Genomic DNA, 27,000 nt, shown 5'->3' with positions numbered 1-27,000 from the left:
CATGCCGGTTCAGCAATTGAAGGAATTTCTCGAAGCGAAGGCGGTGCCGTATGACTGCCTCACCCACCCCGCCGCTTTCTCGGCCCAGGAACTGGCACACCACGCGCATGTGTCCGGTGACGACGTGGTCAAGACAGTCATTATCGAACTCGACGGCAAGATGGCCATGCTGGTCATGCCCGCCACCTGGCGGGTGCGTTGGGACCGCCTGTCCCACGTGCTGGACACGGATTTCGTTCAGCTCGCCGACGAGGACGAGTTCAAGGATCGCTTTGCCCACTGCGAGGTGGGCGCCATGCCGCCCTTCGGCAACCTGTACGGGATGTCGGTCTATTGCAGCGAGGCGCTGACCGGCCAGGCCAACCTGGTGTTCGCCGCCGGCAGTCACTCCGAATCGATCCGTCTGGCCACTGAGGATTTCCTGCGGCTGGTCAGTCCCATGGTCATCAACGAGGGTTTCCGGCGCCCGGACTCGCCGCGTCCGGCCTGGCTGCGCAAGGTTTCCTGAGGCGACACCCGCGCCGGTCGGGCGATCGCAACAGCGGTTTGCGGTGCCTGCGAACGGCCTCTAATATGGGGCCATTCGATTCAGGAAGCGGATATGACGCAGACTTTCGACGTGATCATCGTCGGCGCCGGCATGGTGGGCGCCGCCCTGGCCAATGGTCTGGGCCGGGCCGGTTTGACGGTGGCCCTGCTGGACCGCCAGACACCTCCGGCCTTCCATGCCGACGAGACACCGGACCTGCGGGTCTCGGCCCTCAGCGCCGGCAGCGAAGCCTACCTGGAACGGCTCGGCGCCTGGTCGCGGATCCATGCCATGCGCCTGACGCCCTACGCGCGCCTCTCGGTATGGGACGCCACCGAACACCCGTTGAGCCGCCTGCTGCCGCCCGGCCGTTTGCGCACCACCTTCGACGCCGCGCCGCTGGGCCGGGATCACCTGGGCCATATCGTCGAGAACCGCGTAACCCAGGCAGCCCTCTGGGATCAGGCTGGCAGCATAAATACCATCAGCCGGCTGACCCCGGTCGAGATCGACTCCGTCAGCGAAAGCGGGGAAGGCGTTCACCTGCACCTGGCCGACGGGACCCAACTACAGGGCCAGCTTCTGGTGGGCGCCGACGGCGCCCAGTCCGCCATCCGCCAGATGGCCGGCATCGGCGTCACCCGCGACCAGTACGGCCAACAGGCCCTGGTGGCCAGCGTGCGCTACGCCGGCGCCCCACAGGACATCACCTGGCAGGCGTTCCATCCCAGCGGGCCGCGTGCGTTCCTGCCGCTGCACGCCGACGGCGATCACAGCTGGGCGTCACTGGTCTGGTACGACAGTCCGGCGCGCATTGCCGAACTCAGACAACTTCCCGATGACGCGTTCCTGGCCGAAGTCGCCCGGGCCTTCCCCGCCGACCTGCCGCCGCTGCAGGCGCTGGCCGGTCGCGGTAGCTTTCCGCTGGCCCGGCAACACGCCAAGACCTACGCCAGCGGCCGCACGGTACTGGTGGGCGATGCGGCCCACACGATCAACCCGCTGGCCGGCCAGGGCGTGAATCTCGGCTTCCAGGACGCCGAAGCCCTGCAACAGCTGCTCGTGGAAGCACGGCGGGCCGGCCTGCCGCTCTCCGATACGGCGCTGCTGCAACGCTACGAAGCCCGGCGCCGGCCGGCCAACCAGCGCATGATGCTGGCCATGGACCTGTTCTATCACGCCTTCAGCAACCGGCTGCCGCCGCTGCACCTGGCCCGCAACCTGGGCCTGGCGCTGGCCAATAGCCTGCCGTTCGCCCGGCACCAGGTGGCCCGCTACGCCATGGGCATCGACGACCGGCTGCCCGCGGCCCTGCAACCGCTTATCGACCGGGTCCCGCGCCCGGCCCTGTTACGCTAACCCGGATTCCGAATCAACGGACGAGCCAATCCAGAGGAGCCATCATGGCGGAAACCATTTTCGACAAGATCATCAACCGGGAGATTCCCGCCGACATCGTCTACGAGGACGACATCAGCCTCGCGTTCAGGGACATCAACCCTCAGGCGCCGGTGCACCTGCTGATCATCCCCAAGACGCCCATCGCCACCATCAACGATCTGCAGGACGACCAGAAAGAGCTGGTCGGGCATCTGTTCACCGTGGCCCGGGACCTGGCCAAAGAAATGGGCTTCGACGAGAGCGGCTACCGGGTGGTCATGAACTGCGGGGAGCAGGCGGGACAATCGGTGTTCCACATCCACCTGCACCTGCTGGCAGGCAAGCCGCTGGGCTGGCCGCCGTATACGGACAAGATGAAACAGGTCTGAGCCAGCGCGTCCAGCCTGCGCGAGAGCCGGCGACCCGGACCGGCTCCGTTCCCTTCATTCCGGTAGGCCGTAGCGTTCCAGCACCTCGGCCTCAGTCATCATCGGCGTCTGGTTGGCGAAGTCGTAGTAGCCCGGCTTGGCGTCGATGAAGATCTGACCGCACATCACGAAATTATCCGCGCCGGACTGGAAGAATCCCGCCGGCACCGCATACTCGTTATTGCCCTTGAACTTGTAGAACAGGTGGGTCCCGCAGTGGCGGCAGAAGCCCCGCTCGGCCCAGTCCGACGAGTCGTACACCGTAATCGAGTCCTGCCCGGTCAGCAGGATGTCCTGGCCACAGTGCACCGCCAATAGAGGACTGCCGCCCCAGCGCCGGCACATGCCGCAATGGCAGACCTCCAGCTTGTCGCGGCGCTCGGCGCGAATCGAGACCGCGCCACACAGGCATTGTCCTTCCATCATTTCTGTCGCTTCCATGACCGGCTCCTCCCGTTACTCAACTGACACCGCCAGATCCAACTATAGCCGCTTCTCCATGGGAGAGCCCCAGGATCGGACCCGGTTGCCTCGCCTGGCTGGGCAAATGCGCGTTAAGCGATGAGAATGATCAACATTATTTAGAAATAAATCCTATTTAGTTGGCAATAGCGCTTTAAAACCAACCGATTTATATGTAGTTTTACTAACACCCTGCCATTACGCCGGGGGCATACGCCCCGCGCAACCGGTTAAGGGATGAGGAGCCGGCCGGGACAGGCTCAAGGAGAAACAAGCCCGTTTCCAGGGCATCCCGACGCGCTCCGGGTGAATTCCAAAAACAAAACCAGGACGACAATCATGCGCAACAACAAGAATCCTCTGTTCCGCCGTCAGTCGCTTTCGGCAGCCGTCGCCGCGCTGCTGGTGTCCAGCACCGCTTCCGCCGTCGACTTCCATGGCTATTTCCGTTCCGGTATCGGTTCCACCGTGGGTGGTGGCGACCAGGCCTGCTTCCAGGCTCAGGGCGCCGGCGCCAAGTACCGTCTCGGTAACGAGTGCGAAACCTACGCCGAAGTCCAACTGGGCGACGAAGTCTGGAGCGAGGGTGATACCAGCTTCTACGTCGACTCGATGATCGCCTACGTCACCGACCAGGAAAACGACGGCGAATTCAGCTCCGATGACGACGCCAATATCGGCGTGCGCCAGTTCAACGTGCGCGGCACCAACGTCATCAAGTCGCTGCCCGGCTCCACCCTGTGGATCGGTAAGCGTTACTACAAGCGCCACGACATCCACATCAACGACTTCTACTACTGGGACGTATCCGGCCCTGGCGCCGGCCTGGAAGACATCGATGTGGGCACCGGTAAGCTGCACGTGGCCTGGACCCGCTCCACCAACGACGAGACCGGCACCAATGTGGACGACGATGATGAGGTCACCAACGACATCATCGACGTGCGCTGGACCGACATTCCGGTCAACCCCAACGGCAACCTGGAAGTCGGCTTCGACTACGGCAGCGCCAACCTGACTGACGAACAGGAAGACGCCGGCGTCGAGGACGACCAGAACGGCTACCTGGTCACCGCCGAACACCACCAGACCGAATTCCTGGGTGGTTTCAACAAGTTCACCGTGCAGTACGCCACCGACTCCATGATCGGCGGCCCGGGCAAGGCCAACAGCAGCGCCGTTAATGAGGGCGACATGCTGCGGGTTATTGATCACGGTGTGATCCCGCTGGGCAGCAAGATGGACATGTTCTACGCCGCCATCTATCAGGATGTCAGCCTGGACGACGACACCGGCGCGCGCTGGCTGTCAGCCGGTGTCCGCCCGACCTATTACTGGAGCCAGTTGATGAGTACCGCCGTGGAGGTGGGGCTGGACCAGGTGTCGCCGGAAGCCTCGGGAGAGGACGACTACGACCTGCAGAAGATCACCCTATCCCAGCAGTGGGAACCGGACGCGACCTTCTTCGCCCGGCCGCAGCTGCGCCTGTTCGCGACCTACGCCCACTGGAGCGACAACTACAACGCCGCCAGCGAGTCCATCGAGGACAGCGAAACCGACGGCCTGACCTTCGGCGCCCAGGCCGAAGTCTGGTGGTAACGCCAGCCTAGGCAACGATGCGGGCGGGCTGCCCCTTCCTCGGTCCGCCCGCATCAAACTGGACGCGACGCCGTTTTGCTCCCCAACAACAGCGCTGCCCCAATCAGACACAGACCAGCGATCCGATCCAGCCGGCGTCGGGCCACCCCACTCAACCGCTGCGCCAGCAAAGCCGCACTGCTGCCATAGAGAGCAAGAAAGGCGGCATCCATGGCCAGGTAAGTCACGCTGAGCAGCAGGAATTGCGGCCAGAACGCCAGCTCCGAGTCGATGAACTGCGGGAACAGCGCGGCGAAGAACAGGATCGCCTTGGGATTGGCGGCCGACGTTACAAACCCCTGCCACCACAGCTGGCGCCCGCTCGCGAAAGCCCCCGGCGTTATGCCGCCGGTTCCGGCCCGGCGAAAGGTACGCACACCCAACCACAACAGATAGGCCACCCCGGCCCATTGCAGGGCCGCAAAAACAGAGCCTGACGCCAGCACCAGCGCACCAACACCCAGCCCGGCCGCCAGCATCTGCAACAGATTGGCGGACAGATCGCCCGCTGCCGTCAGCAGCGATCGTCGGAAGCCGTTACCGATGCTGTTCGACAACATCAGCAACTGGCTCGGCCCAGGCGTACACATCAGCACCAGGACCGTGGCCACATAGACACTCCATGTCTCCAGCGTCATCTTCGAATCCTCCCTGATTCTCGAATGTTATGGCGCTACCGATTCTGCGACGCCAGTAATCCCGCCCCCGCACAGGCCAGTGCTCCGGCGCAGCCGCGGTTGAAAAGACGCTGCCGGAGCGGTTGGGTGAACCAGCTCTGCAGCAGTTTTCCACAGACGCCGTATCCGGCGATGACCAGCCACTCCATCAACAGGAATACCGCACCAAGTACCGCGAACTGAGCCGGCACCGGGGCTGAGGTATCGACAAACTGGGGAAAGAAAGCGGTAAAAATCAGGATGGCCTTGGGGTTGCCGGCAGCGATCAGAAATTCCCGTCGTGCACCGTCCAGCTGCCCCACAGGGCGAGCCGGTTCGGCATCCGGCATTGCGGCCACCTCCGAAGTCCACATCTGGTAGGCCAGCCAGAACAGGTAGAGCGCGCCGGCTACCTTCAGCGCCAGGAAAAACAGTTCCGAGGTATACAGGATCACCGCCAGTCCGTAGGCGGCCAGTGCGATCATCAAGACGAACGCCACCAAGCGCCCCAGCCCGGCCAGCACAGCGTACCGCAGACCGTACCTTTGACCGTGGGTCATCGCCATCAGATTGTTGGGGCCGGGAAACGCATTCAGGGCGAAGCACGCGGGGATGAAGAGCCAAAGCGTTGATAATTCCATGATCCACTCCCTGGTCGATGGATAAAGGTTGGTTGTGGTCTCTCAGTGGCGCTCGCTCAGCGCCAGGCGGACCAGTGCAGCAAGCTGTATTCAAACATCGCGTCCCTTCCTGTCGGTGATCTCGCGCCGGCACCGCAATGAATAACATTACAAATTATTCACCACTTCATCCAGAATCGTGTAATCTGCTTGGGCGTCCCTGCGCCCATCGTGATCCGGCACCGGACGACGCAACCATGGATCCAGCTTATCAGTTAGCGGATGTCGGTGCCGTTCCATGTCGATCAGCAATCCTTCTCGATCCAGCCTTTGTACTGGCCCGGTATGGTTCGCCAACGCCGCCCTTTATCTGCTGGTTTGCCTGCTGGCCCTGTTGCCGCGATGGAGTACGGCCCAGCCTGTAATCGATGTCACCGACCATGAGAACGGCCGTCAACGCACCGGCCAGGCGGCCATCTGGCACGACCCCGGCGCCCGGGCCACCCTCGACGACGCGCTGACCGCCCTGCGCCAGCAGCGCTTCACGGCCTTGGACAGTGCCGGCTCCACCGGCATGAAACCCGGCGCTTTCTGGTCCCACTTCCGCCTGCGCAACACCACCGATCGCCCCCTGACGCTGAACCTGGAATACGTGGATCACCAGCTCATCGAGCTGACCGCCTTCGCCCGCAGAGACGACACGCCCTACGTCCCGATCGCCGACCTGTCGATGCACCGGCCATTCGACCAGCGGCCCGTGGTCCACAACCGGTTCGTGGTGCCGGTCGACCTGGCGCCGGGCGAGACCCGCGAACTGCTGCTGCGCCTGAGCTCCGACGAGCTGGGGTTCGTCTTCCCCAGCCTGCGCATCTGGTCGCGGGACAATCTCGTGGCCGCCCATACCACCGAATCCAGCGCCATCGCCTTCCTGTTCGGCGGGTTCTTCCTGATGGGCCTGTTCGCCTTCTGCGGCGGCGTGGCCACCGGCGAGCGTACTTTCTTCGCCTACGCGGTCTATTCCCTGTCCAAGATCACCTGCTGGGCGACGATCCTGGGCTACACCCACCAGTACCTGATTCGCGATGATTTCCAGTGGCACTACATGTCCATCAGCGGGGCCGTCACCATCCTGTGCGGTCTCTCGTTCGCCCGGATTTTCCTTGCCACCCGCGAACACACCCCGCGCCTGGACCGCCTGCTCCTGCTGATGATGGCCAACGCGGGCCTGCTGCTGATCGCCGCGCTGTTCCAGATCAAGGTCCTCGCGCTGGCCACCATCACCCTGGCCCTGTTGCTGTACCCGGTCATGATCCTGGTGGGTCTGGTTCGCTGGCGCCAGGGCTCGCTGGAAGCCGCCATCTTCGCTGTCGCCTGGTCGCTGCTAGTGGTTGGTCTGGTGGTGCAGGCCTGCCGCGACCTGGGGCTGGTGGAACACAACCTGTTCAACTACTACTGGCCGCCGGTGGCGTCCTTCACCGAGATGCTGACCATCATGGCCGCCATGGGCTTCCGGGTGCGGCGACTGCGCCAGGAGAGGCGCCAGTACCGGCGCCAACTCGAACAGTCCAAGGCCGACCTGGAGGCCCAGGTGCAGGCGCGGACCCGGGAACTGGAAGACGCCATCCAGACCGCTGAGCGTGAGGCCCGCACCGATGCCCTGACCGGCACCCGCAACCGTCGCAGTTTCCTGTGCGACTGCCAACAGGCGATTGAACGGGCCCGGCGCCAGGGACGCCCGATCAGCCTGCTGATGTTCGACATCGATCACTTCAAAACCATCAACGATACCCACGGTCACTCGCTGGGCGACGAATCCCTGCGCGCGTTTACCCGCGCCATCGTCGAGCAGATACGGGAGTCCGACGTATTCGGCCGGTTGGGGGGCGAGGAGTTCGGTCTGCTGATCAGCGAACATCCCGACGACTCCCTGGTCACCGCAGAGCGCCTGCGCACGCGCATCGGCCGGATCCGGGTGCTCAACGGCAAGCGCACGATCCGCTTCACCTCCAGCATCGGCGTCGCGCACATGACGCCGGACAGCAACATCGACAGCCTGCTCAAACAGGCCGACCAGGCCCTCTACCAGGCCAAACGTGACGGGCGGGACAACGTGGTGGGTCTGGACTGGGGCGGGGAGCCGCAGGCGGTCTCCTGACGACCACGGCCACCCCGGCAACGGGAAGATCAACGCAGTGACCCGCCGCGGCCGAAGCCGCCGCGGGTCGTGGGATCAGCGGATCCAGTAACCGGACAGGTCGGACGCCGGCAGGTACACCGCCAGGGCGTCGTCGTCCGTATACAGCGGCTCGGCCTCCAGGTAGCCCCGGGCCAGGCTGCCACCACAGTCATCGCCGGTGATCGCCACAGCCAGCACCTGGCCGTGCAGGGCCGGACTCACGGTGCCCGCGGTTTCGCAGCCGTTCGCCGCCAGGCTGAACTGGCCGTCGCTGGCCAGGGTCAGCGGATACAGCGCGCCGTCGATGCGCAGCTGGTAGTCGCCCGCCAGGTCGGATACCGCCGGGGCGGTGGCGTCGTTGACCACATCCAGCCGCACCGACACGCCGTCGATGTCGCAGGTCAGGTGGTCGCCGCCGGTGTCGCAGTCCGCGCCGGCAAAGCTCACCGCGCCGCTGCCGGAGTCGAACGTGCCGCTGTACTCGGTGCGCCGGTCCTGCTCATCCAGCCCGACAAACGTCAGGTTGTCGTTGCCGATCAACGTCACCGTGGCCAGGTTGGGCTGGCCGTCCGCATCCTGATAGACGCCGCTGTACTGGCCGACCACGCTGTCCAGCGCCACGCTGTCGTCGTCACTGTCGGATCCGCCGCAAGCCGCCAGGGCCAGTGTCGCGCCGAGCATCGTCAGGCCCCGCAGATACGGGAATCGCTTGGTGTCCGTCATCATGGCCCCCATCACTCGCTCAGTGCGTTGAGTTTCTGGGCGGTCAGCGCCACCTTGGCGCGACTGGCCTGCACGTGGGCATCGATGGTGCTGATGGTGACGTAGCCTTCCTGCACCCGTTTGCCTTCGGCATTGGCGCTGTCGTCATCGACCAGCCCGCCCGTGAACGAAATCCCGGACGCGCCCGCATAGGCGGCCCGCGCCTGGGCCAGGGCCTCGGCTTCGGTCAGGGAGCTGTCGGCCGCCATGATGCTGGCTGCCACATAGCTCATCATCAGGTCATTCTCGGACATATCCTCGACGAACATGGCGTCGTAGCCGCCGGCGTTCCAGGCCACGTCGGTGAAGCGGTAGCCGAGGTGATTGGCCACGTCGTCCGGCGTATTGACGTTGAGGCCGGTGAACGGCGGCAGCAGCGCTTCGCCGGCGGCGCGGCCGGCGTCCAGTTGATCGACGATGTCGATGACGATCTGGGCCACCGTGGCCGCCTTGGTGGCGTCCCCGTCGGCCGCGCTCACCGCAATCGCCGGGATGCCCCGCGCGATGCTGATCATGGCCGCGCCGAGGGTGCCGGAGTTGTTGTTCATGTAGCCCAGGTTATTGCCCTCGTTGGGACCGGAAATCACCAGATCCGGCGCCGCGCCCCAGACCGCGGGCGCCACCACGTCCAGCCCGTGCAACACCGCCATCACCGGGGTGCCCTCGGTGAAATCCTCAAAGGCGACGGTTTCATCGGTGTCGCCGACGCAGTATTCCTGCTGGCCGGCCTTGCTGTCGTCCACGGAGACCGGTTTGAGGAAATTCAGGGCACCACCCTTTCCGCTCTGGCCGGTGCACGGCGCCGACATGATCACGTTGTGACCGGCCGCCTGCAGGGCGCTGAACATCGTCTGGATGTTATCGGTCTCCCAACCGTCGTCGTTGGTCAGCAGAATGTTGAGGGCGGACGCCTGCCCGCTGAACAGCAGGGTGCCGGCCAGGGCCAGCGGGGCGAGGGATGTTTTCATGGGTTTACTCCTGTCATTGGGTGAAAAGCAGGAGCAGCTTCGGCCCGGCGCATGTCCGAACCGTGAAAAAGACATCCCAGAACGCTTTTGGATATCTCCGGAACGTGCCGTGAGAGGATCAGGTGACGATTTCTTCCTGGTGCCGCAGCACCGGCTGGATGGCTGAGGCCGGCAGGGCCAGCCGGTAGCGGGACTGGGCACGGGTGGACACACGCTCACTCTCGAACAGGTAGGGCGCCGCCAGCGACTCGCCGAATTGCCGGGTCAGCTCGTCCTTGATGCGATTGCGGTTCTGGTCGAGGGTCTTGGAGCGCAGGCCGTTCTCGCGCAGGTCGTTGATCGCCTTGGCGTGGCCGTGGTGGGCGGCCATGAAGTCCGCCAGCCAGCGCCCGGCCGCCCGGTCGGGCCGGTTCGACGGCGGGTTGGCGTACCATCCGTCGCCATCAGAGCCACCCTCGCAGCGCTGACGCGCGTACCAGAGGTAATAGAACAAAGGCGTTCGCGGCAGCGCCACGGCAATGCCGCGCACCCGCACTTCGGCCCGTTCCAGATCAAACGCAAGATGGTCGTCCCGTCGGGCCACGGCCAAGGCCGCTTCGGCATCCCCGTCGTGATGGGGCAACGCCCACAGGAACCAGGCCTGGCGACGTTCGTCCAAGCCCTCCCGATGCAGCATCAAGGCCAGTGCCAACTGCTCGGGGAAGGGCCGCCCAATGCGCTCGCGCAGCCGTTCCAGCAACGCCGACGGATCAGTCTCGCAGCTCGCAAGCGGCGCCACCCAGCGTCGCGCCCGGGAGGCCGACACGCCCTCGCCGCGCAGCGTTTGATACCAGGCCTGCTGAGACCCGGTCAGCGGTGTCGGCAATACGCGGATCAGGGCAAGCGCCAGCACCGCAAGCACGCCGCCCTGCCCCAGGGCCGCCCACCACGCGGGCTGACAGTTCACTGTAAAGGCCGCATGCAGCGTCGTGTCCTCATGCCGCCAGCGAATGTCGATATCGGCCCCCGCCGTAGTCTCCCGCGTAGCGGGGCCCAGGGCACTCACCGTCGTCCGGCAGCTCTGGATAGCCGGCCGCAACCCGCCCTGGACATCCAGCCTGTCCAGGTCCGCCTGCAACTGGCCGGCGATGGCGCCGTAGAGGCTGTCACGGTCATCGCCGTTGACCAGAGCCTGATCCACCGCGCCTGGCAGCGACGCCTGCAGTTGCCCCTCCAGGCTGGCCAGCGCCGACTGCCGCGCCACGACCACCATCAGCAGCGCCAGCCCCCCGGCCAACACCAGCGCGGCGAGACCGGTCCGCCACGGACGCGCACTCACAGGACGCACTCCGGGTCCTGGACGCGGAAACCGGGATGGATACGGCGATAGATCGGGGCCATCACCGCCAGCGCCGCCAGCAGATCACAGCGCGCGCCCGGCTCGAGGACGCGGCGGCTGGCGAACCAGGCGCCGGTGGACAGGCCCTCGGCAATCACCAGGCGGCGTTCCGGCGGCACGGCCTGCTCACCGACCCATTTCAGGCCGCTGATGATATCCACGTCGCCGGTGTTGAAGGCCTGATAAAGACTGCGCCGGTCGGCGAAGAAATGCAGCTGCTCCGGCGCCAGTTCGATACCCGCCTGGCGCAACTGTCCCACGGGCTGCTGGAAAGACGACTGACTCTGGCTGTCCTGAATCAGACCCACCCGCTTGTCCGCGAAGTAGTCCGCCGTGAGCTGTGGCTTGTCGGTCCGGCTCAACCAGTAAACGGAATAGGTGGGCGTCTGCAACAGGCGCTCGTAGTACTGGTCGACGTTGGCCAGCAGCCCCCGCAGCACCCGGTGCCGATTCCACAGCAGGTCGTAACGTTGGTCCGCCAGGTCGCGGGTGTCCAGTAAGGCGCGGGGCTGCCAGGAAATGTCCACACCGCCGAAGCGGTCGGCCAGCCAGCCCGACTGGCACAGGTGATCCGCCAGCGCCGGCGCCAGGTAGTTGGTGGTGGTCAGGATGCGGAAATCCCGCCCGCCCTGTTCGGCGCCGGTGTCACAGCGGTAGTGGTCGTAGGGGCCCAGGTTCGCATCCGCCACGCGCACCTGCCCCAACAGCAGAGCCAGGCCGGTGGCGGCGAGCACGACCAGCGCCACCAGCACACGGTAGACAAGCGGCGATAGAGGCATGAACGGAACCAGATCATTCGGGAAAACGGAATGTTACGGAGGTTAGGTCAATCCTGTGACAGTTCTGTGACACAGCGCGGACGCCGGCCAGTCAGTAGCCGGCCGCCGACTGCATGGCCCAGAGGTGGGCCGCCACCAGCGCGCGCCAGGGGGAAAAGTCCGCCAGCCAGTCGCGGGTTTCCTGCTGCGTGGGTTTGTCCTCCCGGCCCAGCAGGGTCTGGAGGTTGCGCCGTACGGCCACGTCGCCGTCGAGGGAGCCGTCCAGCCAGCCGTAGCCGCGCAGCAGGGCGTAGCTGACGGTCCAGGGCCCGATGCCACGCACCGCGTTGAGCCGTTCCTGGATGGTGTCCGCCTGCGTGTCGGACAGCCACTGGTCCAGGGGCAGCTCGCCGCCCAGAATCTGTTCGCTGACCGTCTGCAGGGTGCGGGCCTTGGTGCGCGACAGCCCGGCGCCCTGCAGGGCTTCCGGCGCCGCGGCCGCCACCTGCTCCGGGCCCGGTGGGCACCACAGGCCGCTGCTGTGGCGTAGGCCGAGCGCGCGGATAAAGCGCCGGCGCACGGACACCGCCGCCTGAACGCTGATCTGCTGGCCGGTCACCGCCCAGGCCAGGGCCTCGAACGGGGTGGCGGTCTGGGGCACGCGCAGCCCGGGCTGGCGCGCAATCAGGGGCCCCAGCGCCGGGTGATTAGCCAGCGCGGCGGCAAACTCGGCCACCGGCTGATCGAGGCCGATCATGCGCCGAACCTGCGCGGTCAACCGGTCGCGGCTATCGGGCCGGGGCGCGCCGTCCACGTGCAATGCCGCCCGCATCCGCCCATCATCGAACGCCAAAGCCAACAGCGCCGGCTGGCCATCCCAGATCTGCCCCTTGGCGATACGCGCCCCGTCCACCCGTTCCGCCACCTCTTCAGCGTCGCGGCGATGAAAGGCCAGGATGTCCTCCGCCCGGAAATCCGCGGGCAGGGGCAGGTCGACACTCAACGCGGGCACGTCAGTCGGCATCGCTGTCTCCAGCCTGGGCCGCGGCCTCCCGCTGCAGCAGCGTGCGTTTGCGCTCCAGCCCCCAGCGATAACCGGACAGCCCGCCGTCGCTGCGTACCACCCGGTGACAGGGAATGGCGCAGGCGATGGCGTTGGCGGCACAGGCCTGGGCCACCGCACGGAACGAGCGTGGCGCGCCGATGCGACGGGCCACGTCGGTGTAGCTCAAGGTCTGGCCCGCCGGGATCTGGCGCAGCACCTCCCAGACGCGGCGCTGGAAGGCGGTACCCCGAATGTCCAGCGGCAGGTCGAGGCCGGTCTGCGGCTGCTCCACGAACGCGACCACCTGGTCGATTACGGCCTGAAAGCCGGCCTCGGCGGGTCTCAGCTCCGCCGCGTCAAAACGCTGCGCCAGGTCCTGCGCCAGCGCGTCCGGCTCGTCCCCCAGCAGGATGGCGCAGACCCCACGTTCACTCTGGGCCACCAGCACATGACCCAGCGAACAGGGCGCCACACCGTAGTGAATCTCGACCCCCTCGCCACCACGGCGGAAGCGGCCCGGGGTCATGCCCAGCACGGCGTCGGACTCGGCGTAGAAGCGGCCGCTGGAACCGTAGCCGGCGGCGTAGACGGCGTCGGTGACGTTGGTGCCCTGGCCCAGCGCGTCCTGCAACCGCCCGGCGCGATGAGCGGCGGCGTAGTTGCGCGGCGTGATGCCGGTCGCGGCCTTGAAGGTGCGTTGCAGGTGATAGGGGCTCCAGCCGACGTGGCGGGCCAGCTCGTCCAGGGTAGGCACGCCATCGGCCCCTTCGATGTAACGGCACAGCGCCGCCACTTTACCGGCCCGTTCCCGGTCGGGGGCGGCCTGCTCGGGGCGACAGCGCTTGCAGGGCCGGAAGCCGGCGGCCTCGGCGGCGGCCGCGTTGCTGTGGAAGCTGACGTTCTCGCGCCGGGCCGGGCGCGACGGGCAGGTTGGCCGACAATAGACGCCGGTGGTGCGCACGGCGTACACGAACGCACCGTCCGCCTCGGGATCCCTCGCCAGCAGAGCCTGCCAGCGCGGATCATCGGCCAGCGGCCGGGCATCGCCCGACGAGATGGAGGGGGTGTTGGGGGCAGTCATGGCGCAGGTCTCCTTCGCTGTCTCAATGCTACGCCAAAACTACACCCCGGACGAGGCGCAAACACTCCGCTCCTTGCGCCCGAATTCGACGCCGGCGTCAGGCCTGCAGACGGAAACCCTGGGCGAGGGTCTGGAGCTCCTGCGCCAGTTCCGCCTGATCGGCCGTCACCTGGGAAATCTCCTGCGAACCGGTCAGGGTCAACCGCGAGGTTTCCCGCACCGACGCCAGGTTGTTGGAGATATCCCGGGTCACCGATACCTGCTGCTCGGCCGCAGCGGCGATCTGGGTCGCCATGCCGGAAATCCGGTCCACGTCACCGCGAATATCGGCGAAGGTTTCCTCCAGCGCCTCGGCCTGGTCGGCGCTGGCGTTGGCCAATTGGTGACTGTCCTGCACGGACGCATCGACGGCGTTGGCCACGTCCCGGAAGCCGGCGATCATGCCTTCGATCTCGACGGTGGAGCTATGGGTCTGCTGAGCCAGGGTGCGCACCTCTTCGGCCACGACGGCGAAACCGCGCCCATGTTGACCGGCCCGGGCCGCTTCGATGGCGGCATTCAGCGCCAGCAGGTTGGTCTGGTCAGCCACGCCCTTGATCACATCCACCACCCGGGTGATGGATTCGCTGTTGGCCTGCAGCTGGCGCATGTGTTCGCTGACCTGTTCGATCGACGCCGCCAGCTCGCGGATGCGCGCCACGCTGTCGCGCACCACCTGCTGGCCGGCTTGGTTCTTGGCACTGGCGTCCCGGGCGGCACCGGCCACATCCTGGGTGTTGCGGGAAATGTCCTCAGCGGTGCTCGACATCTCCTCCGCCGCGGTCGCCACCTGTTCCACCAGGGCCTGCTGATTGTTGACCTGGTCGGTGTTCTGGCCGGCGGTGGTGCGGGTCTGTTCGGACGCGGCGGCCAACTGCACACTGGCCCGGTCGATCTGTATCAGCGCGCCGGCGAAGGTGTCCATCAGGCCGTTGAGCGCCTGACCAATGCGCCCCATTTCATCCCGCGTGCAGATGCTCGTGCGGAGGCCCAGGTTGCGCTGCTCCATGATCTGGTGGAAGTCCCCCAGCAGGCGCGACACCTGGCCACTGACACCGCGAATGATCAGGACCGCCAGCAAGGCCACACCCAGCATCACCAGGCCGCCCACCGCCGCCGCGCGATAGAGTTGCGCCTCGGCCACTTCCATCGACGCCGTGGCCTGCACCATCATGTCGCTGACAAGCATCTGTTTGAAGGCATAGAGCGGACCCACCGCCTGACTGCCGGTCTCGAACCAGTCGAAATTGGTCATGCCGATAAAGCCGAATTCGGAGCCAATCAGTTGGCCGCGCATGGCGTCGTAGGCCTGCACCGCATCGGTCTGATCGATGGCCAGCAGAGCCTGCCGCTCGGCATCGGCCAGGAAATCGCCGGCCAAGGCCATCAGCGTACGCTGACGGGCGTGATCGGCGGCGACCGTCGACACCGCCGCCAGCCCGGCGTTGCCTTGCTGGATGATCGACGCGCCGGCGAGTACACCGCGCCCGGCCCATTCCGAGGCCCGGGTCAGGGCCAGGTAGGCGCCCATCTGCCGGGCCAGCACAGCGTCGTTCGCATCCCGCAGGATCACCGGCAGGCGGTCGATCAGCCGGCTCAGGGTTTCGGTGTAAGCCTGGAAGACCGAATCCACCGTCATCTCCCCGCCGCGCACCTGCTGGCGCAGGGTGGCCAGTTGGTCCAACGACCCTGAGAGCTTGGCAAGGCCATCGTCGCCGATCCCGTCGCGGAACGTCACCAGGTGCTCATCGGTGCGGGCCTGCTGGCCGTCGAGCCGGTCCACCACCCGGCCATCGCTGCCCTGGGTGGCGATAAACAAGGCGCTGAGTCCGCGCTCTTTCTGCAGCGATTCCACCAGCGGATCCGCCAGCCGGACCTGCTGGAACCGGTCCAGCAAATGCCGCGTGCCCGCCAGGTTGTCGTAACGGTCACCGATCGTGGTCACGGCGAAATACAGAACCCCCAACAGGGCGGGCAGGATCAGCAGCAACAGCTTGCTGCGCATGGACAGATTACGAAGCAGATACAACATGGACTCGGGCCTTCGAAAGAACAAACCCGGGGCCTTCAGCAAGAACGGGGCCATGACCGGAGCGAGCGACCAGACCGCGCCAGAGCCGCTTCCGGGCACCTCCTGTGCGCCGTATCGGTGCGGCGCGCCAGATCATGGTGCCAGGAGCGACACACGGCAACAGAATGCCTTCGCTATGGCGATACATCGACGCACCTTACAGACCTTTAACCGGATCCCCTCGCACCCGCACGCAGAATCATTACACTTCTGAACACTGCGTCACGCAACAAACAAACCCAACAAGTGCAATCAGGAGTTTGCAGATGGACATAATCCGGCAATGCAGTCGCCCCATCGCGGGGTTCATGTCGTTGATGATGTTGTGTTTCACACTGTTCGCCGCCCCGGCGTCAGCCAGCGTGGTGGGTACCGGCGAGCTGCTCAACCAGCAGCAGGCGGACATCGACCGTCAGGCCCTCATGCAGATGCTGGAACGGGATGACGTCAAACAGACGCTGGTGGACATGGGTGTGAGCCAGGATGAAGTCCGCGACCGCATCCAGAGCCTGACGCCTTCCGAGCTGGCCTCTTTCAAGCAGCAACTGGCCGATGCACCGACCGGCGAAGGCGTGGTGGGCATTATCGTGCTGTTCCTGGTGATCTTCATTGTCACCGACATGCTGTGCGCGACGGACATCTTCCCGTTCGTGAACTGCATCCGCTGATCCATGGGCGATCGTCGTCCATACGGAGCCGGCCGCTTGCGGTCGGCCCTGACCCTCATGCTGGCGCTGGCCCTCGGCGGCTGCGCCAGCACGCCACCCTGGCCAGACACCCCAACGAACACCGACCGGACGCTGCTGACCCACGTTCCCTTCTATCCCCAGGAACAGTACCAGTGTGGCCCCGCTGCCCTGGCCATGATGCTCGGCAGTCAGGGCGTGAGCGAGACACCGGATGCGCTGGTGGACAAGGTCTACCTGCCGGAACGCCACGGCTCACTGCAGGTGGAGATGGTGGCCGCCGCCCGCCAGTACGGCCTGCTGGTGTATCCGCTGGCGCCAACGCTGGACGCTGTTATCCGGGAAGTGAACCACGGCAATCCCGTGCTGGTGATGCAGAACCTGCGCTTCGGCTGGTGGCCACAATGGCACTTCGCGGTGGTGATCGGTTACGACGAGGCCGCCCAGGAGCTGATCCTGCACAGCGGCACCGAGCGCAACTACCATCAGCCCCTGGCGGCGTTCATGGCCACCTGGGATCGCACCGACAACTGGGCCCGGGTGATGCTGCCGCCTTCACAGCTGCCGGCCACCGCCGAGCCCCTGCCCTTCCTGCGCGCCGCCAACGATCTGGAAACCACGCACCAGACTGACGCGGCCCGAACCGCCTACGCCACGGCGCTGGCCACCTGGCCAGACCAGCCGGCGGCGCAGTTGGGACTGGGCAATATCGCGTTTGCCGAAGGAGACTGGCCGCAGGCCGCCGGGCGCTATGCATCGCTGACCCGGGATTTCCCGCGCCTCAGTGCCGGCTGGAACAATTACGGCGAGGCTCTGGAGCAACTGGATTGCCCGCAGGCGGCGCAGCAGGCACGCCACTGCGCAGCGACACTGAACCCCGAACGTTTCGAGGCGGCCGCTGCGGAGGTCGGGGACGACGAGACGGGCAAGGATTGCCCGGTGATTGATTGCCCGGCCCCTTGATAGCGGGCCGGACCGGGATGGACGGAATCAGGAGCCGGAGCGGCCCGGGTTGAGCAGCCGCACCAGCTGGCCGCCGACGTTTTCCACCGGCTCAAGGATCGCCTTCTGGATGCTGTCGGTGACCACCCGGTTGAAGGCGCTGCCGGCATCCGAGCCCATGAAGTCCAGATAGGTGTCGATCTCGTCGGCACTGAAATCCTGGTAGGTGTACAGATAGGCCGCGTAGACCTGCTGTTCCACCGCGCCTTTGAGCATGAAACGCTGATCCTCGATCTGCTGCTTCATCTGGTCATAGGTCGGCCCCTGCCCGCCACTGAAGGCGCTCATGGCCGAGGCCAGACCCAGCTGCACCGCCACCGCCGTGTCCACCGTGCTTTCGGTGGCGCGGGTGACCCGGTCAAAGCGGGAGAACATGTCCGCGCGCTGGCTGCCTTTGTAGCGATCGACCAGGGATGAGCCCTGCGCCTGGATCGTTTTCCAGGCCGACGGGCTGGACGCGGACACTTCCGCCTGCGCCATGCGCTGGCCCAACGGCGTCTCGTACCAGTCCTGCACCGCCTGCAGCTGACCGTCGCTGAGGCCGGCGTCGAGATCCTCCACCACCTGGCGGCGAATGGCCGCACTGCTGAAGGCGTTGCTGACAATACCGCCCACTGTGTTGGCGACCATCGGGTCCACCTGGCCGGTCTGCTTGAGACCCTCGCGGATGCCTTCGCTCATCATCGCCGGATACTGTTCGATGATTTCACCCAGCGGCGACACCCGCACCACGGATTCCGCACGGGTTTCCGCCTCGGCCAGGCCGCCGGCCATCACCAGCGCCAGCAGGGTCAGTGACCGCAGCGCCGTCAGCCGATACAGCGGAGCGAACAGGTCAATTCGGGGGGATACACGCATACTTGATTCTCTCCTGTTTCGATGGGCCCCGTTATGCCATGGCACCGCCCGCCCGGCAAGGGAATGGCGGGCCCACCAGATGACGGTTTGGAGAGAAAGGGGCAGGGAACGGCGCGAAGCGGGCCTCCACCCGCCTCGCCGGATGTCGGCGTCAGTTGCCGACCACCTTTTCCGCTTCTTCCATCGGGGTGTGGCGCACGTCCTCGCCCTTGGCCATGAAGATCACGTGCTCGGCCACGTTGCAGGCGTGGTCGCCGATGCGCTCCAGCGCCCGGAACACCCACATGACCGACATGCAGCGGGAAATATTGCGCGGGTCTTCCATCATGAAGGTGATCAGCGATCGGGTCGCGGCCTGGTATTCCTCGTCCACCCGCTTGTCTTCCTTCATGATGCGCAGGGCCTGCTCGGAGTCCAGCCGGGCAAACGCGTCCAGCGCGTCCCGCAGCATCTGGCCGACGTGGTTGCCGATGTGGCGCACTTCCACGTAGCCGCGCGGGGCCTGGCCTTCTTCCGACAGGCGCAGGGCCAGCTTGGCGATTTTCTTGGCCTCGTCGCCGATGCGCTCCAGGTCCGCCACCATCTTGATCACCGACAGCACCAGGCGCAGGTCCCGCGCCGCCGGCTGACGCCGGGCGATGATGCGGGTGGCTTCCTCGTCGATCTCCAGCTCCAGCTTGTCCACCTGCTTGTCGCGGGTACGGATCTCATCCGCACGGTGGCCGTCGCCGTCGATCAGCGATTCGATGGCGTCCACCACCTGCTGCTCGACCATGCCGCCCATGCGCAGGAAATCTTCCTTGAGACCGGACAGGTCTTCATTGAACTGGTGGGAAATGTGATCGCCGTATACGTCTTCCTGTTTGTTACTCATCTCGTTCTCCGCAGTCCGTCGGATTAACCGAAGCGACCAGTGATGTAGGACTCGGTCAGTTCATGCTCGGGCGCCGTGAACACCTTGTTGGTTTCGTTCACTTCCACCAGGTGCCCCAGGTGGAAGTAGGCCGTCCGGTCGGACACCCGCGCCGCCTGTTGCATGGAGTGGGTGACGATGACAATGGTGTAGCTCTCGGACAGCTCGGAAATCAGTTCCTCGATGCGCGCGGTGGCGATCGGGTCCAGCGCCGAACAGGGCTCGTCCATCAGCACCACCTCCGGGCTCACGGCGATGGCGCGGGCGATGCACAGACGCTGCTGCTGACCGCCGGACAGGCCGGTGCCCGGGGTGTCCAGGCGATCCTTGACCTCGTTCCACAGACCGGCACCGCGCAGACTGTTCTCGACGATCTCGTCCAGCTCCGACTTGCGGTTGGCCAGGCCGTGGATGCGCGGGCCGTAGGCGACGTTGTCGTAGATCGACTTGGGGAACGGGTTGGGCTTCTGGAACACCATCCCGACCCGGGCGCGCAGTTCCACCACGTCCCGCTTGGGATCGTAGATGTCGTTGCCGTCCAGCGACAGCTGCCCCTTCACGCTGCAGATGTCGATGCTGTCGTTCATCCGGTTCAGGCAGCGCAGGAACGTGGATTTACCGCAGCCGGACGGCCCAATGAAGGAAATCACCTCGTTCTTGGCGATGTCCAGGCTGATGTCCTTGATGGCGCGGTTGCTGCCATAGAACACTTCCACGTTGCGCAGGGAGAACTTGGGTTCATCGGCGAAGGGCTTGCCTACCGTCTTGCCTTCCAGCTCGCTGTCGGTGACGGTGGTTTCTTTCTTCTCCACCGCTTCCTCTACCGGGACGTCCTGGTCCTGGGCGATTGTCGAATTCATCGTATTCATACTTTCAATCTCCTGTTACCACCGGCGCTCGAGGCGACGGCGCAGCCAGATGGCCAGGGCGTTCATGCCAATGAGGAAGGTCAGCAGGACCATAATGGCAGCGGACGCCCGTTCAATAAATGCCAGTTCGGGGCTGCCCGCCCAGAGGAAGATCTGGACCGGCAGGACGGTGGCGGAATCGGTAAAGCCGCCGGGTACGTCGACGATAAAGGCGACCATGCCGATCAGCAGCAGCGGGGCGGTTTCACCCAGCGCCTGGGCCATGCCGATGATGGAACCGGTCAGCATGCCGGGCATGGCCAGCGGCAGCACATGGTGCAGCACCACCTGCATCTTGGACGCGCCAATACCCTCGGCCGCCTCGCGGATCGACGGCGGTACGCTCTTGATGGCGGCGCGACTGGAAATGATGATCGTCGGCAGCGTCATCAGGGTCAGCACCAGGCCGCCCACCAGCGGCACCGAGCGCGGCAGGCCGAACAGGTTGATGAACACCGCCAGACCCAGCAGACCGAAGATGATGGACGGTACCGCCGCCAGGTTGTTGATGTTGACCTCAATGAAATCGGTCAGCTTGTTCTGGGGCGCGAACTCCTCCAGGTAGATGGCCGCCGCCACCCCGATCGGGAACGACAGGGCCAGGGTCACCACCATGGTGAGCAGCGAGCCGACCATGGCCCCCAGCACACCGGCGTTGGCCGGCTCGCGGCTGTCGCCGCTGGAAAAGAAGACGTCGTTGAAGCCATTCTCGATGATGCCGCGCTGTTCCAGCTCGTCGACCCAGCCCTGCTGCTCCTCGCTGAGCTTGATGGAATAGCGGTCGTCGTCGGCGTGCTTGACGTAGACGCTGACGTCGTCGTTCACCAGGAACGTCATGGTCTGGGTGGTACCCAGCAGGTCCGGATCGGCCTTGATCGCGTCGCGCAGCTTGTTGGAGGCGTAGCTGTTGAGCAGCCCCTTGAGCGCGCGGTTGTCGTCTTCCCCGGTCTGCGGCAACGCGTCGTGCAGCGCTTCGATCAGCGGTGCGGTGAAGTCCGCCATGGCCAGGGCGTCGGAATCGGTGGCGTCTTCCAGATACATCGCCTGGGGATCGTAGGTAACCTCCAGGGTGATGGTGGTCTTGATGAACCCGGTGTAGCCCTTGCCGATAATGTCGGCAAACAGGATCACCAGGGCGGCGATCGCAATGGCAATCGCGGTGATGCCGTACATCCGGAAACGGCGTTCCTTGCGATAGCGACGCTTGAGCGACTGACGGACGAGTTCCGCCTGATTCTCTGGCTTATTCATACTGTTCCCGATATTTGCGAACCACTTTCAGGGCGACGACGTTCAGCAGCAGCGTGACGATGAACAGCATCATGCCCAGGGCAAAGGCGGACAGCGTCTTGGCACTGTCGAATTCCTGGTCACCGGTCAGCAGGGTGACGATCTGCACGGTCACGGTGGTCACGGCGTCCAGCGGGTTGACGGTCAGGTTCGCCGCCAGGCCCGCGGCCATGACCACGATCATGGTCTCGCCGATGGCGCGGGACACCGCCAGCAGGATGCCGCCCATGATGCCCGGCAGGGCCGCCGGGAAGATCACCTTGGTCATGGTCTCGGCCTGGGTGGCCCCCAGGGCCAGCGAGCCGTCACGCAGGGTCTGGGGCACGGCGTTGATCACGTCGTCGGACAGGGAGGAGACGAACGGGATGATCATGATGCCCATGACCAGCCCGGCCGCCAGCGCGCTCTCGGTCGAGGCTTCCAGCCCCAGCCAGGCCGCCGCGTCGGCAATGAAGGGCGCCACGGTCAGAGCGGCGAAGAAGCCGTAGACCACCGTCGGCACACCGGCGAGCATTTCCAGCATCGGTTTGACGATGCCGCGTACCCGCTTGGTGGCGTACTCGGACAGGTAGATCGCCGACATCAAACCCACCGGCACGGCCACAACCATGGCAATGAGGGAAATCAGCAGCGTACCCACGAACAGCGGGATCATCCCGAAGGCACCTTCCGCCGCCACCTGATCGGCGCGGATGGCCGTTTGCGGGCTCCAAGTCGTGCCGAAGAAGAACTCGACGAAGGAGATCCGCTGGAAGAAGTGGATCGTCTCGATGATGACCGAGAAGATGATGCCCACCGTGGTCAGGATCGCCAGACCCGCGCAGCAGAAGAAGATCTTGCGCAGGATGGACTCGACCTTTTCCCGGGCGTTGATGTGCGGCGCAATCCGCAGCCAGGCGACGAAGGCGCCCAGCACCGCGACGCACACCACCAGCAGGGTCATCATCAGTTTGCTTTCTTCACGCAGGGTGGTCAGCCGGCCCGCCGCCTCAGCAATGGGGCCCGGCACGAAATCCGCCGGCAGCGCGCCGGACGCGACGTTACTGATCTGCGACAGGATCAGGCTGGCGCGCCCCGGGGAATCCGGTTGCAGGTCCGCCGGCAGCGAACCGACCACCAGAAACTGGATCACCTTGTGTTCAAAGCCGAGCCACAGGGCAAAGATCAACAGCGCCGGAATGCCACACCAGAAGGCGGCGCGGGCGGCGTAGTAAAAAGGCAGGGATTTGAGGTGACGGATACCGCCCAATGGCATCGCGACCGCTCGCGAGCGGGCATAGCCCAGCCCGAAGGCAATCGCAACCATCACCACAATCAGCGGAAACAGGTTGCCCGGTTGCATTGATGTCTCTCTTTCAGCGTTGCAAGAAGTCCCTGGAACAGCCCGCCCACGGCAGTACCGTTTCAGCGGCTCCCTTCTGGCGCGACAGTGTATCGCTTCGCCAGAACAACGTCACAAGTGCATTTAATGGCTTTCTTCGTCCTTGAATACGCGAAAAGTGCGGAGCCCTGCGGCCCCGCACTTTACAGTTTCACACGCCTGGCGTGCTGCTTACAGCTCGTCGCCCGTCATCGGCGTCAGGCTCTGGGCGTTCTTGGCCGCAGCCATGCGAGCATCACGCGCCAGCGGGATCAGGCCAACGTCAGCCAGGTAGCCGTTCGGGCCCCAGGTGCCTTCGCTGGTGAATTCCTTGACGTATTCGCTCATGCCCGGAATGACACCCACGTGGGCTTTCTTCACGTAGAACCACAGTGAACGGGCCAGCGGGTATTCATCGCTGGAGATGGCTTCCTGAGTCGGCTCTTCACCGTTGATGGTGGCGGCCTGCAGGGTGCCGGAGTTCTCTTCCAGGAAGCTGTAGCCGAAGATACCGAAAGAGCTCTTGTCGGCGGTCAGCTTCTGGACGATCAGGTTATCGTTCTCGCCCGCTTCGATGAAGGCGCCGTCTTCACGGAAGGTCATGCAGACTTCTTCGCGCTTGCTTTCTTCCATGTCGGCAATCATGTCGATCTCTTCACAACCGGCTTCCATGGCCAGTTCGTTGAAGGCGTCGCGAGTACCGGAAGTCGGCGGCGGACCCATCACGCGGATGGCTTCGTTCGGCAGGCTGGAGTCAACGTCGCTCCAGTTTTTGTACGGGTTGGCCACCAGGCCGTCGCCGTTCGGGTTGGGAACCTGCTTGGCCAGGGCCAGGTACAGCTGCTCCAGGCTGATGTCCAGGTTCGGGGCGCCCTTGGCGCTGGCCAGAACGATGCCGTCGCTGCCGATCTTCACTTCGGTGATTTCTTTAACGCCGTTGCTCTGACAACGCTCGAATTCGCTCGACTTCATGCGGCGGGACGCGTTGGTGATATCAGGATGCTGGGTACCCACGCCGGCGCAGAACAGCTTCAGACCACCACCGGAACCGGTTGACTCCAGCTTCGGTGTCGGGAAATCCGTGTTACGACCGAAACGCTCGGCGACCACGGTAGCGAACGGGTAAACGGTCGAGGAACCGACGATGTTGATGGTGTCACGGGCCAGAGTCGGGGTTGAGATGGTGGCCATGGCGCCGGCTACTGCAACGCTGGCGACAGCTGTTTTCAGTTTATTCACGTTGAGCCTCCATAATGCGATTTATTCACGGGTTCCGCTGATCTCCGGAAGTCGGACACGGCATTCGGACCCGTCTTCGAAACCGGCAGTGGTCAGCCGATGTGTGAAGCCTAAGGGGTCTTTATGACACTTAGATGACACACGTAGCCGATGTAATGTTTTTTGCAACATCCCGTGAAATCCGGCCCCTTTCCCCTGTTTTCAGAGGCCGAAAAGAAATTGATCTCCTCAATTATTAGCCTTTCGTCGGTTATGCCCCCTGTTTTTGTTGCACCCGCCGCCGAGGCCCTTAACATGGAGGAATAACTCGACAAACCAATAAAAACATCATGAATCAGAACGCGCTTCTCGTCCGCCTTACCGGCTACCTCGACGGTTTCACCGAGGTGACCGGCCGTACCCTCGCCTGGCTCAACATCGGCATGGTGTTACTGACGTTCACCGTGGTTGTCATGCGTTACCTGTTCAACAGCTCCTCCATCTTCATGCAGGAAAGCGTGATGTATCTGCACGCCATCGTATTCCTGCTGGCCAGCGCTTACACGCTCAAGCACAACGATCACGTGCGGGTGGACATCCTCTACCAGCGCCTGTCCGGCAAGGGCAAGGCGGTAGTCGACCTGCTCGGGACCCTGCTCCTGCTGATGCCGGTGGTGATCTTCATTCTGGTCAGCAGCTGGGACTATGTGGCCCGCTCCTGGGCGATCCTGGAACGCTCGCCGGAGACCAGCGGCATCCCCGCGATATTCCTGCTCAAGAGCCTGATTCCGGCGATGTGCGTGCTGATGATCATCCAGGGCGTCGCCGAATCCCTGCGTAACATTGCGGTCCTCGCCGGGGCCATTTCCAAGGAGAACGGCCCTGCGGAGGACACGCTGTGAGTGTATTCATCGAATTCCTGCCGCTGGTGATGTTTGCGGCGGTCTGTATCGTGCTGATGGCCGGTTTCCCGGTGGCCTTTTCCCTGGCCGGCACCGCACTGGCGTTCGCCCTGGGCGGTGCGGCGTTCGGCGTGTTCGACATGAGCTTCCTGGGCGCCACGCCCAACCGCCTGTTCGGCCTGATGACCAACGAGACCCTGATCGCGGTGCCGCTGTTCGTGTTCATGGGCTGCATGCTGCAGCAGTCCAAGATCGCCGAGAACCTGCTCGAAAGCATGGCCGAACTGTTCAAACGCATGCGCGGCGGCCTGGGCATCTCGGTGGCCATCGTCGGTATGCTGCTGGCCGCCAGCACCGGCATCGTCGGCGCCACGGTGGTGACCATGGGGTTGATCTCACTGCCCACCATGCTCAAGCGCGGCTACAGCCCGTCCCTGGCAACCGGCACCATCTGCGCCACCGGCACCCTGGGCCAGATCATCCCGCCGTCGATTGCCCTGGTCCTGCTGGGGGACGTGATGTCCAGCGCCTACCAGCGGGCCCAGCGCATGCAGGGCATCTTCAGCCCGGACACCGTCTCGGTGGGCGACCTGTTCGTCGGTGCGCTGATCCCGGGCCTGGTGCTGGTGCTGCTCTATATCGTCTATATCGTGCTGGTCGCCTACTTCAAGCCGTCCGCCGCGCCGCCCCATGATGACGATATCAACGGCGAAAACGGCCGGAAGTTGAACCTGTGGCATGACCTCACACCGCCGCTGATCCTGATTGTAGCTGTGCTCGGCTCTATCCTCGCCGGTGTCGCCACCCCCACCGAGGCCGCCGGCGTCGGGGCTCTGGGCGCCACGCTGCTGGCCGGCCTGCGGCGTCAGTTGGGCATCGGCGTGCTGCGCGAAGTCTGCCAGCAGACCACTCGGGTCACCTGCATGGTGTTCCTGATCCTGGTGGGTGCGGCGATCTTCTCGCTGGTGTTCCGCGGCTACGGCGGCGACGAGTTGATCCACGGCATCTTTGCGGACATGCCCGGTGGCGTGGTAGGCGCGATGATCGTGGTCATGCTGGTGATCTTCCTGCTCGGCTTCATCCTCGACTTCATCGAGATCACCTTCGTGGTGGTGCCGATCGTGGCGCCGGTGCTGCTCAACATGGGCCTGGATCCGGTCTGGCTGGGCATCATGATCGCCCTGAACCTGCAGACCTCGTTCCTGACGCCGCCCTTCGGATTCTCGCTGTTCTACCTGCGTGGCGTGGCGCCGCCGGAAATTGCCACCTCGCAGATCTATCGTGGCGTGATTCCTTTCATTATCATTCAGCTGATCATGCTGATCCTGCTGTCGATCTGGCCGGTACTGGCCACGGGCCTGCCCGATTACCTCTACGGCTGATTTTGGCCGTAGGGGCCGGACCCGCGCCTCGCACACGACACGCTGAATAATGAAAACTCTGAAAACCGGGCGAAACGATTCATGAACCTGACGGATGACGACAAACCGAACCCCCGGGGCCAGCTTGCACTGCAAGTGGTGCCCTACCCTTCCGACACCAACGCCAACGGCGACATCTACGCCGGCTGGCTGGTGAGACAGATGGACGTGGCCGCCGCCACGACCGCCGGCCGCATCTCCAAGGGCCGCAACGCCACCGTGGCCATCGAGCGCATGGAATTCCTCTCGCCGCTGCGGGTGGGCTCCCAGGTGGCGGTCTACACCGACCTGGTGGACATCGGCCGCAGCTCCATGAAGATCCACGTGGAAGTCTGGACCCGCGACCGTGACCGGGAACGCATGCGCAAGGTGACCGAGTCGCTGATCGTGTTCGTGGCCATCGACGAACACGGCCGCATCCGGGAAGTGCCGCAGCAGGACTGAACCGATC

At 64.8% G+C, this 27,000-nt stretch carries 26 protein-coding genes; 10 read left to right on the top strand and 16 right to left on the bottom strand.

The genetic code is table 11. The features are described 5' to 3' along the window. Position 1: 1 nt before the first annotated feature. The 3 genes from GQB00_RS18620 to GQB00_RS18610 all read left to right on the top strand — a co-directional run bounded on the left by GQB00_RS18620 (position 2) and on the right by GQB00_RS18610 (position 2,298). Positions 2-508, top strand: coding sequence for an aminoacyl-tRNA deacylase (locus GQB00_RS18620; protein ID WP_111496994.1), 507 nt, complete (start codon positions 2-4; stop codon positions 506-508). 93 nt (positions 509-601) lie between these two features. Continuing rightward, entirely contained in the window at positions 602-1,888 is a 1,287-nt protein-coding gene (locus GQB00_RS18615; protein WP_165857381.1) for an FAD-dependent monooxygenase, read from the top strand. Positions 1,889-1,932: 44 nt separating this feature from the next. Further along, positions 1,933-2,298: a histidine triad nucleotide-binding protein gene (locus GQB00_RS18610; protein ID WP_111496996.1), complete on the top strand. Its 366-nt coding sequence runs from the start codon at positions 1,933-1,935 to the stop codon at positions 2,296-2,298. 54 nt (positions 2,299-2,352) lie between these two features. Here the strand turns inward: GQB00_RS18610 and GQB00_RS18605 are convergent, their stop codons facing one another. After that, complete coding sequence (locus GQB00_RS18605; protein ID WP_228160632.1) at positions 2,353-2,778, bottom strand: GFA family protein; 426 nt, start codon at positions 2,776-2,778, stop codon at positions 2,353-2,355. Positions 2,779-3,138: 360 nt separating this feature from the next. Here GQB00_RS18605 and GQB00_RS18600 point away from each other — a divergent pair, with 360 nt between their 5' ends. Beyond that, entirely contained in the window at positions 3,139-4,398 is a 1,260-nt protein-coding gene (locus GQB00_RS18600) for a maltoporin (protein WP_111496997.1), read from the top strand. Positions 4,399-4,451: 53 nt separating this feature from the next. Here GQB00_RS18600 and GQB00_RS18595 read toward each other — a convergent pair whose 3' ends face one another. After that, entirely contained in the window at positions 4,452-5,075 is a 624-nt protein-coding gene (locus GQB00_RS18595; protein ID WP_165857380.1) for a LysE family translocator, read from the bottom strand. Positions 5,076-5,110: 35 nt separating this feature from the next. After that, positions 5,111-5,734, bottom strand: coding sequence for a LysE family translocator (locus tag GQB00_RS18590; protein WP_165857379.1), 624 nt, complete (start codon positions 5,732-5,734; stop codon positions 5,111-5,113). 277 nt (positions 5,735-6,011) lie between these two features. Here GQB00_RS18590 and GQB00_RS18585 point away from each other — a divergent pair, with 277 nt between their 5' ends. After that, entirely contained in the window at positions 6,012-7,868 is a 1,857-nt protein-coding gene (locus GQB00_RS18585) for a diguanylate cyclase (protein WP_165857378.1), read from the top strand. Between the two features lie 75 nt (positions 7,869-7,943). On the opposite strand, the gene GQB00_RS21750 is transcribed toward GQB00_RS18585, so the two are convergent. The 7 genes from GQB00_RS21750 to GQB00_RS18550 all read right to left on the bottom strand — a co-directional run bounded on the left by GQB00_RS21750 (position 7,944) and on the right by GQB00_RS18550 (position 15,952). Continuing rightward, a complete protein-coding gene (locus GQB00_RS21750; RefSeq protein WP_207950857.1) occupies positions 7,944-8,615 on the bottom strand; it encodes a hypothetical protein in 672 nt (223 codons plus the stop codon). An 8-nt stretch (positions 8,616-8,623) separates the two neighbouring features. Then, positions 8,624-9,619, bottom strand: coding sequence for a 5'/3'-nucleotidase SurE (locus GQB00_RS18575; protein ID WP_165857377.1), 996 nt, complete (start codon positions 9,617-9,619; stop codon positions 8,624-8,626). Between the two features lie 118 nt (positions 9,620-9,737). Continuing rightward, positions 9,738-10,937: a hypothetical protein gene (locus GQB00_RS18570; RefSeq protein WP_165857376.1), complete on the bottom strand. Its 1,200-nt coding sequence runs from the start codon at positions 10,935-10,937 to the stop codon at positions 9,738-9,740. Next, complete coding sequence (locus GQB00_RS18565; RefSeq protein ID WP_165857375.1) at positions 10,934-11,776, bottom strand: hypothetical protein; 843 nt, start codon at positions 11,774-11,776, stop codon at positions 10,934-10,936. The genes GQB00_RS18570 and GQB00_RS18565 overlap by 4 nt, the downstream gene beginning before the upstream one ends. Before the next feature lie 91 nt (positions 11,777-11,867). Continuing rightward, on the bottom strand, positions 11,868-12,779 hold the full coding sequence (locus GQB00_RS18560; RefSeq protein WP_165857374.1) for a DNA-3-methyladenine glycosylase family protein: 912 nt from the start codon (positions 12,777-12,779) through the stop codon (positions 11,868-11,870). After that, positions 12,769-13,881, bottom strand: coding sequence for a bifunctional DNA-binding transcriptional regulator/O6-methylguanine-DNA methyltransferase Ada (gene ada, locus GQB00_RS18555; RefSeq protein WP_165857373.1), 1,113 nt, complete (start codon positions 13,879-13,881; stop codon positions 12,769-12,771). The genes GQB00_RS18560 and ada overlap by 11 nt, the downstream gene beginning before the upstream one ends. 97 nt (positions 13,882-13,978) lie before the next feature. Continuing rightward, complete coding sequence (locus GQB00_RS18550; RefSeq protein ID WP_165857372.1) at positions 13,979-15,952, bottom strand: methyl-accepting chemotaxis protein; 1,974 nt, start codon at positions 15,950-15,952, stop codon at positions 13,979-13,981. A 305-nt stretch (positions 15,953-16,257) separates the two neighbouring features. On the opposite strand from GQB00_RS18550, the gene GQB00_RS18545 reads away from it, so the two are divergent. Beyond that, the gene (locus GQB00_RS18545) at positions 16,258-16,659 is read left to right on the top strand and encodes a PA2779 family protein (RefSeq protein ID WP_165857371.1); all 402 of its coding nucleotides are present in this window, start codon (positions 16,258-16,260) and stop codon (positions 16,657-16,659) included. 36 nt (positions 16,660-16,695) lie between these two features. Beyond that, positions 16,696-17,640 carry a PA2778 family cysteine peptidase gene (locus GQB00_RS18540; RefSeq protein ID WP_228276906.1) on the top strand — a complete coding sequence of 315 codons (945 nt, stop codon included), beginning with the start codon at positions 16,696-16,698 and terminating at the stop codon, positions 17,638-17,640. A 27-nt stretch (positions 17,641-17,667) separates the two neighbouring features. Here GQB00_RS18540 and GQB00_RS18535 read toward each other — a convergent pair whose 3' ends face one another. The 6 genes from GQB00_RS18535 to GQB00_RS18510 form a co-directional block, all read right to left on the bottom strand. Then, entirely contained in the window at positions 17,668-18,537 is an 870-nt protein-coding gene (locus tag GQB00_RS18535; RefSeq protein WP_165857369.1) for a DUF2059 domain-containing protein, read from the bottom strand. A 151-nt stretch (positions 18,538-18,688) separates the two neighbouring features. Further along, positions 18,689-19,411 carry a phosphate signaling complex protein PhoU gene (phoU, locus tag GQB00_RS18530; RefSeq protein WP_111497008.1) on the bottom strand — a complete coding sequence of 241 codons (723 nt, stop codon included), beginning with the start codon at positions 19,409-19,411 and terminating at the stop codon, positions 18,689-18,691. A gap of 23 nt (positions 19,412-19,434) precedes the next feature. Beyond that, positions 19,435-20,319, bottom strand: coding sequence for a phosphate ABC transporter ATP-binding protein PstB (gene pstB / locus GQB00_RS18525; protein ID WP_111497009.1), 885 nt, complete (start codon positions 20,317-20,319; stop codon positions 19,435-19,437). 15 nt (positions 20,320-20,334) lie between these two features. Then, positions 20,335-21,609 carry a phosphate ABC transporter permease PstA gene (gene pstA, locus GQB00_RS18520; RefSeq protein ID WP_165857368.1) on the bottom strand — a complete coding sequence of 425 codons (1,275 nt, stop codon included), beginning with the start codon at positions 21,607-21,609 and terminating at the stop codon, positions 20,335-20,337. Further along, positions 21,602-22,990, bottom strand: a complete 1,389-nt coding sequence (gene pstC / locus GQB00_RS18515) for a phosphate ABC transporter permease subunit PstC (RefSeq protein WP_165857367.1) — start codon at positions 22,988-22,990, stop codon at positions 21,602-21,604. The genes pstA and pstC overlap by 8 nt, the downstream gene beginning before the upstream one ends. A 210-nt stretch (positions 22,991-23,200) precedes the next feature. Beyond that, entirely contained in the window at positions 23,201-24,247 is a 1,047-nt protein-coding gene (locus GQB00_RS18510) for a substrate-binding domain-containing protein (RefSeq protein WP_111497012.1), read from the bottom strand. A 329-nt stretch (positions 24,248-24,576) separates the two neighbouring features. Between GQB00_RS18510 and GQB00_RS18505 the strand changes: the two genes are divergently transcribed. From GQB00_RS18505 to GQB00_RS18495, 3 genes are all read left to right on the top strand, one after another. After that, positions 24,577-25,128: a TRAP transporter small permease subunit gene (locus GQB00_RS18505; RefSeq protein ID WP_111497013.1), complete on the top strand. Its 552-nt coding sequence runs from the start codon at positions 24,577-24,579 to the stop codon at positions 25,126-25,128. 29 nt (positions 25,129-25,157) lie between these two features. Further along, entirely contained in the window at positions 25,158-26,510 is a 1,353-nt protein-coding gene (locus GQB00_RS18500; protein ID WP_111497261.1) for a TRAP transporter large permease, read from the top strand. 81 nt (positions 26,511-26,591) lie between these two features. Continuing rightward, complete coding sequence (locus GQB00_RS18495) at positions 26,592-26,993, top strand: acyl-CoA thioesterase (protein ID WP_165857366.1); 402 nt, start codon at positions 26,592-26,594, stop codon at positions 26,991-26,993. The last annotated feature ends 7 nt before the right edge of the window (positions 26,994-27,000 follow it).

The organism is Marinobacter sp. JSM 1782161 (assembly GCF_011421605.1).
In the GTDB taxonomy this organism is placed as follows: domain Bacteria; phylum Pseudomonadota; class Gammaproteobacteria; order Pseudomonadales; family Oleiphilaceae; genus Marinobacter_A; species Marinobacter_A bohaiensis.
Note: the sequence above shows the minus strand (reverse complement) of the source record. Positions and strands in the feature narration are given on the sequence as shown.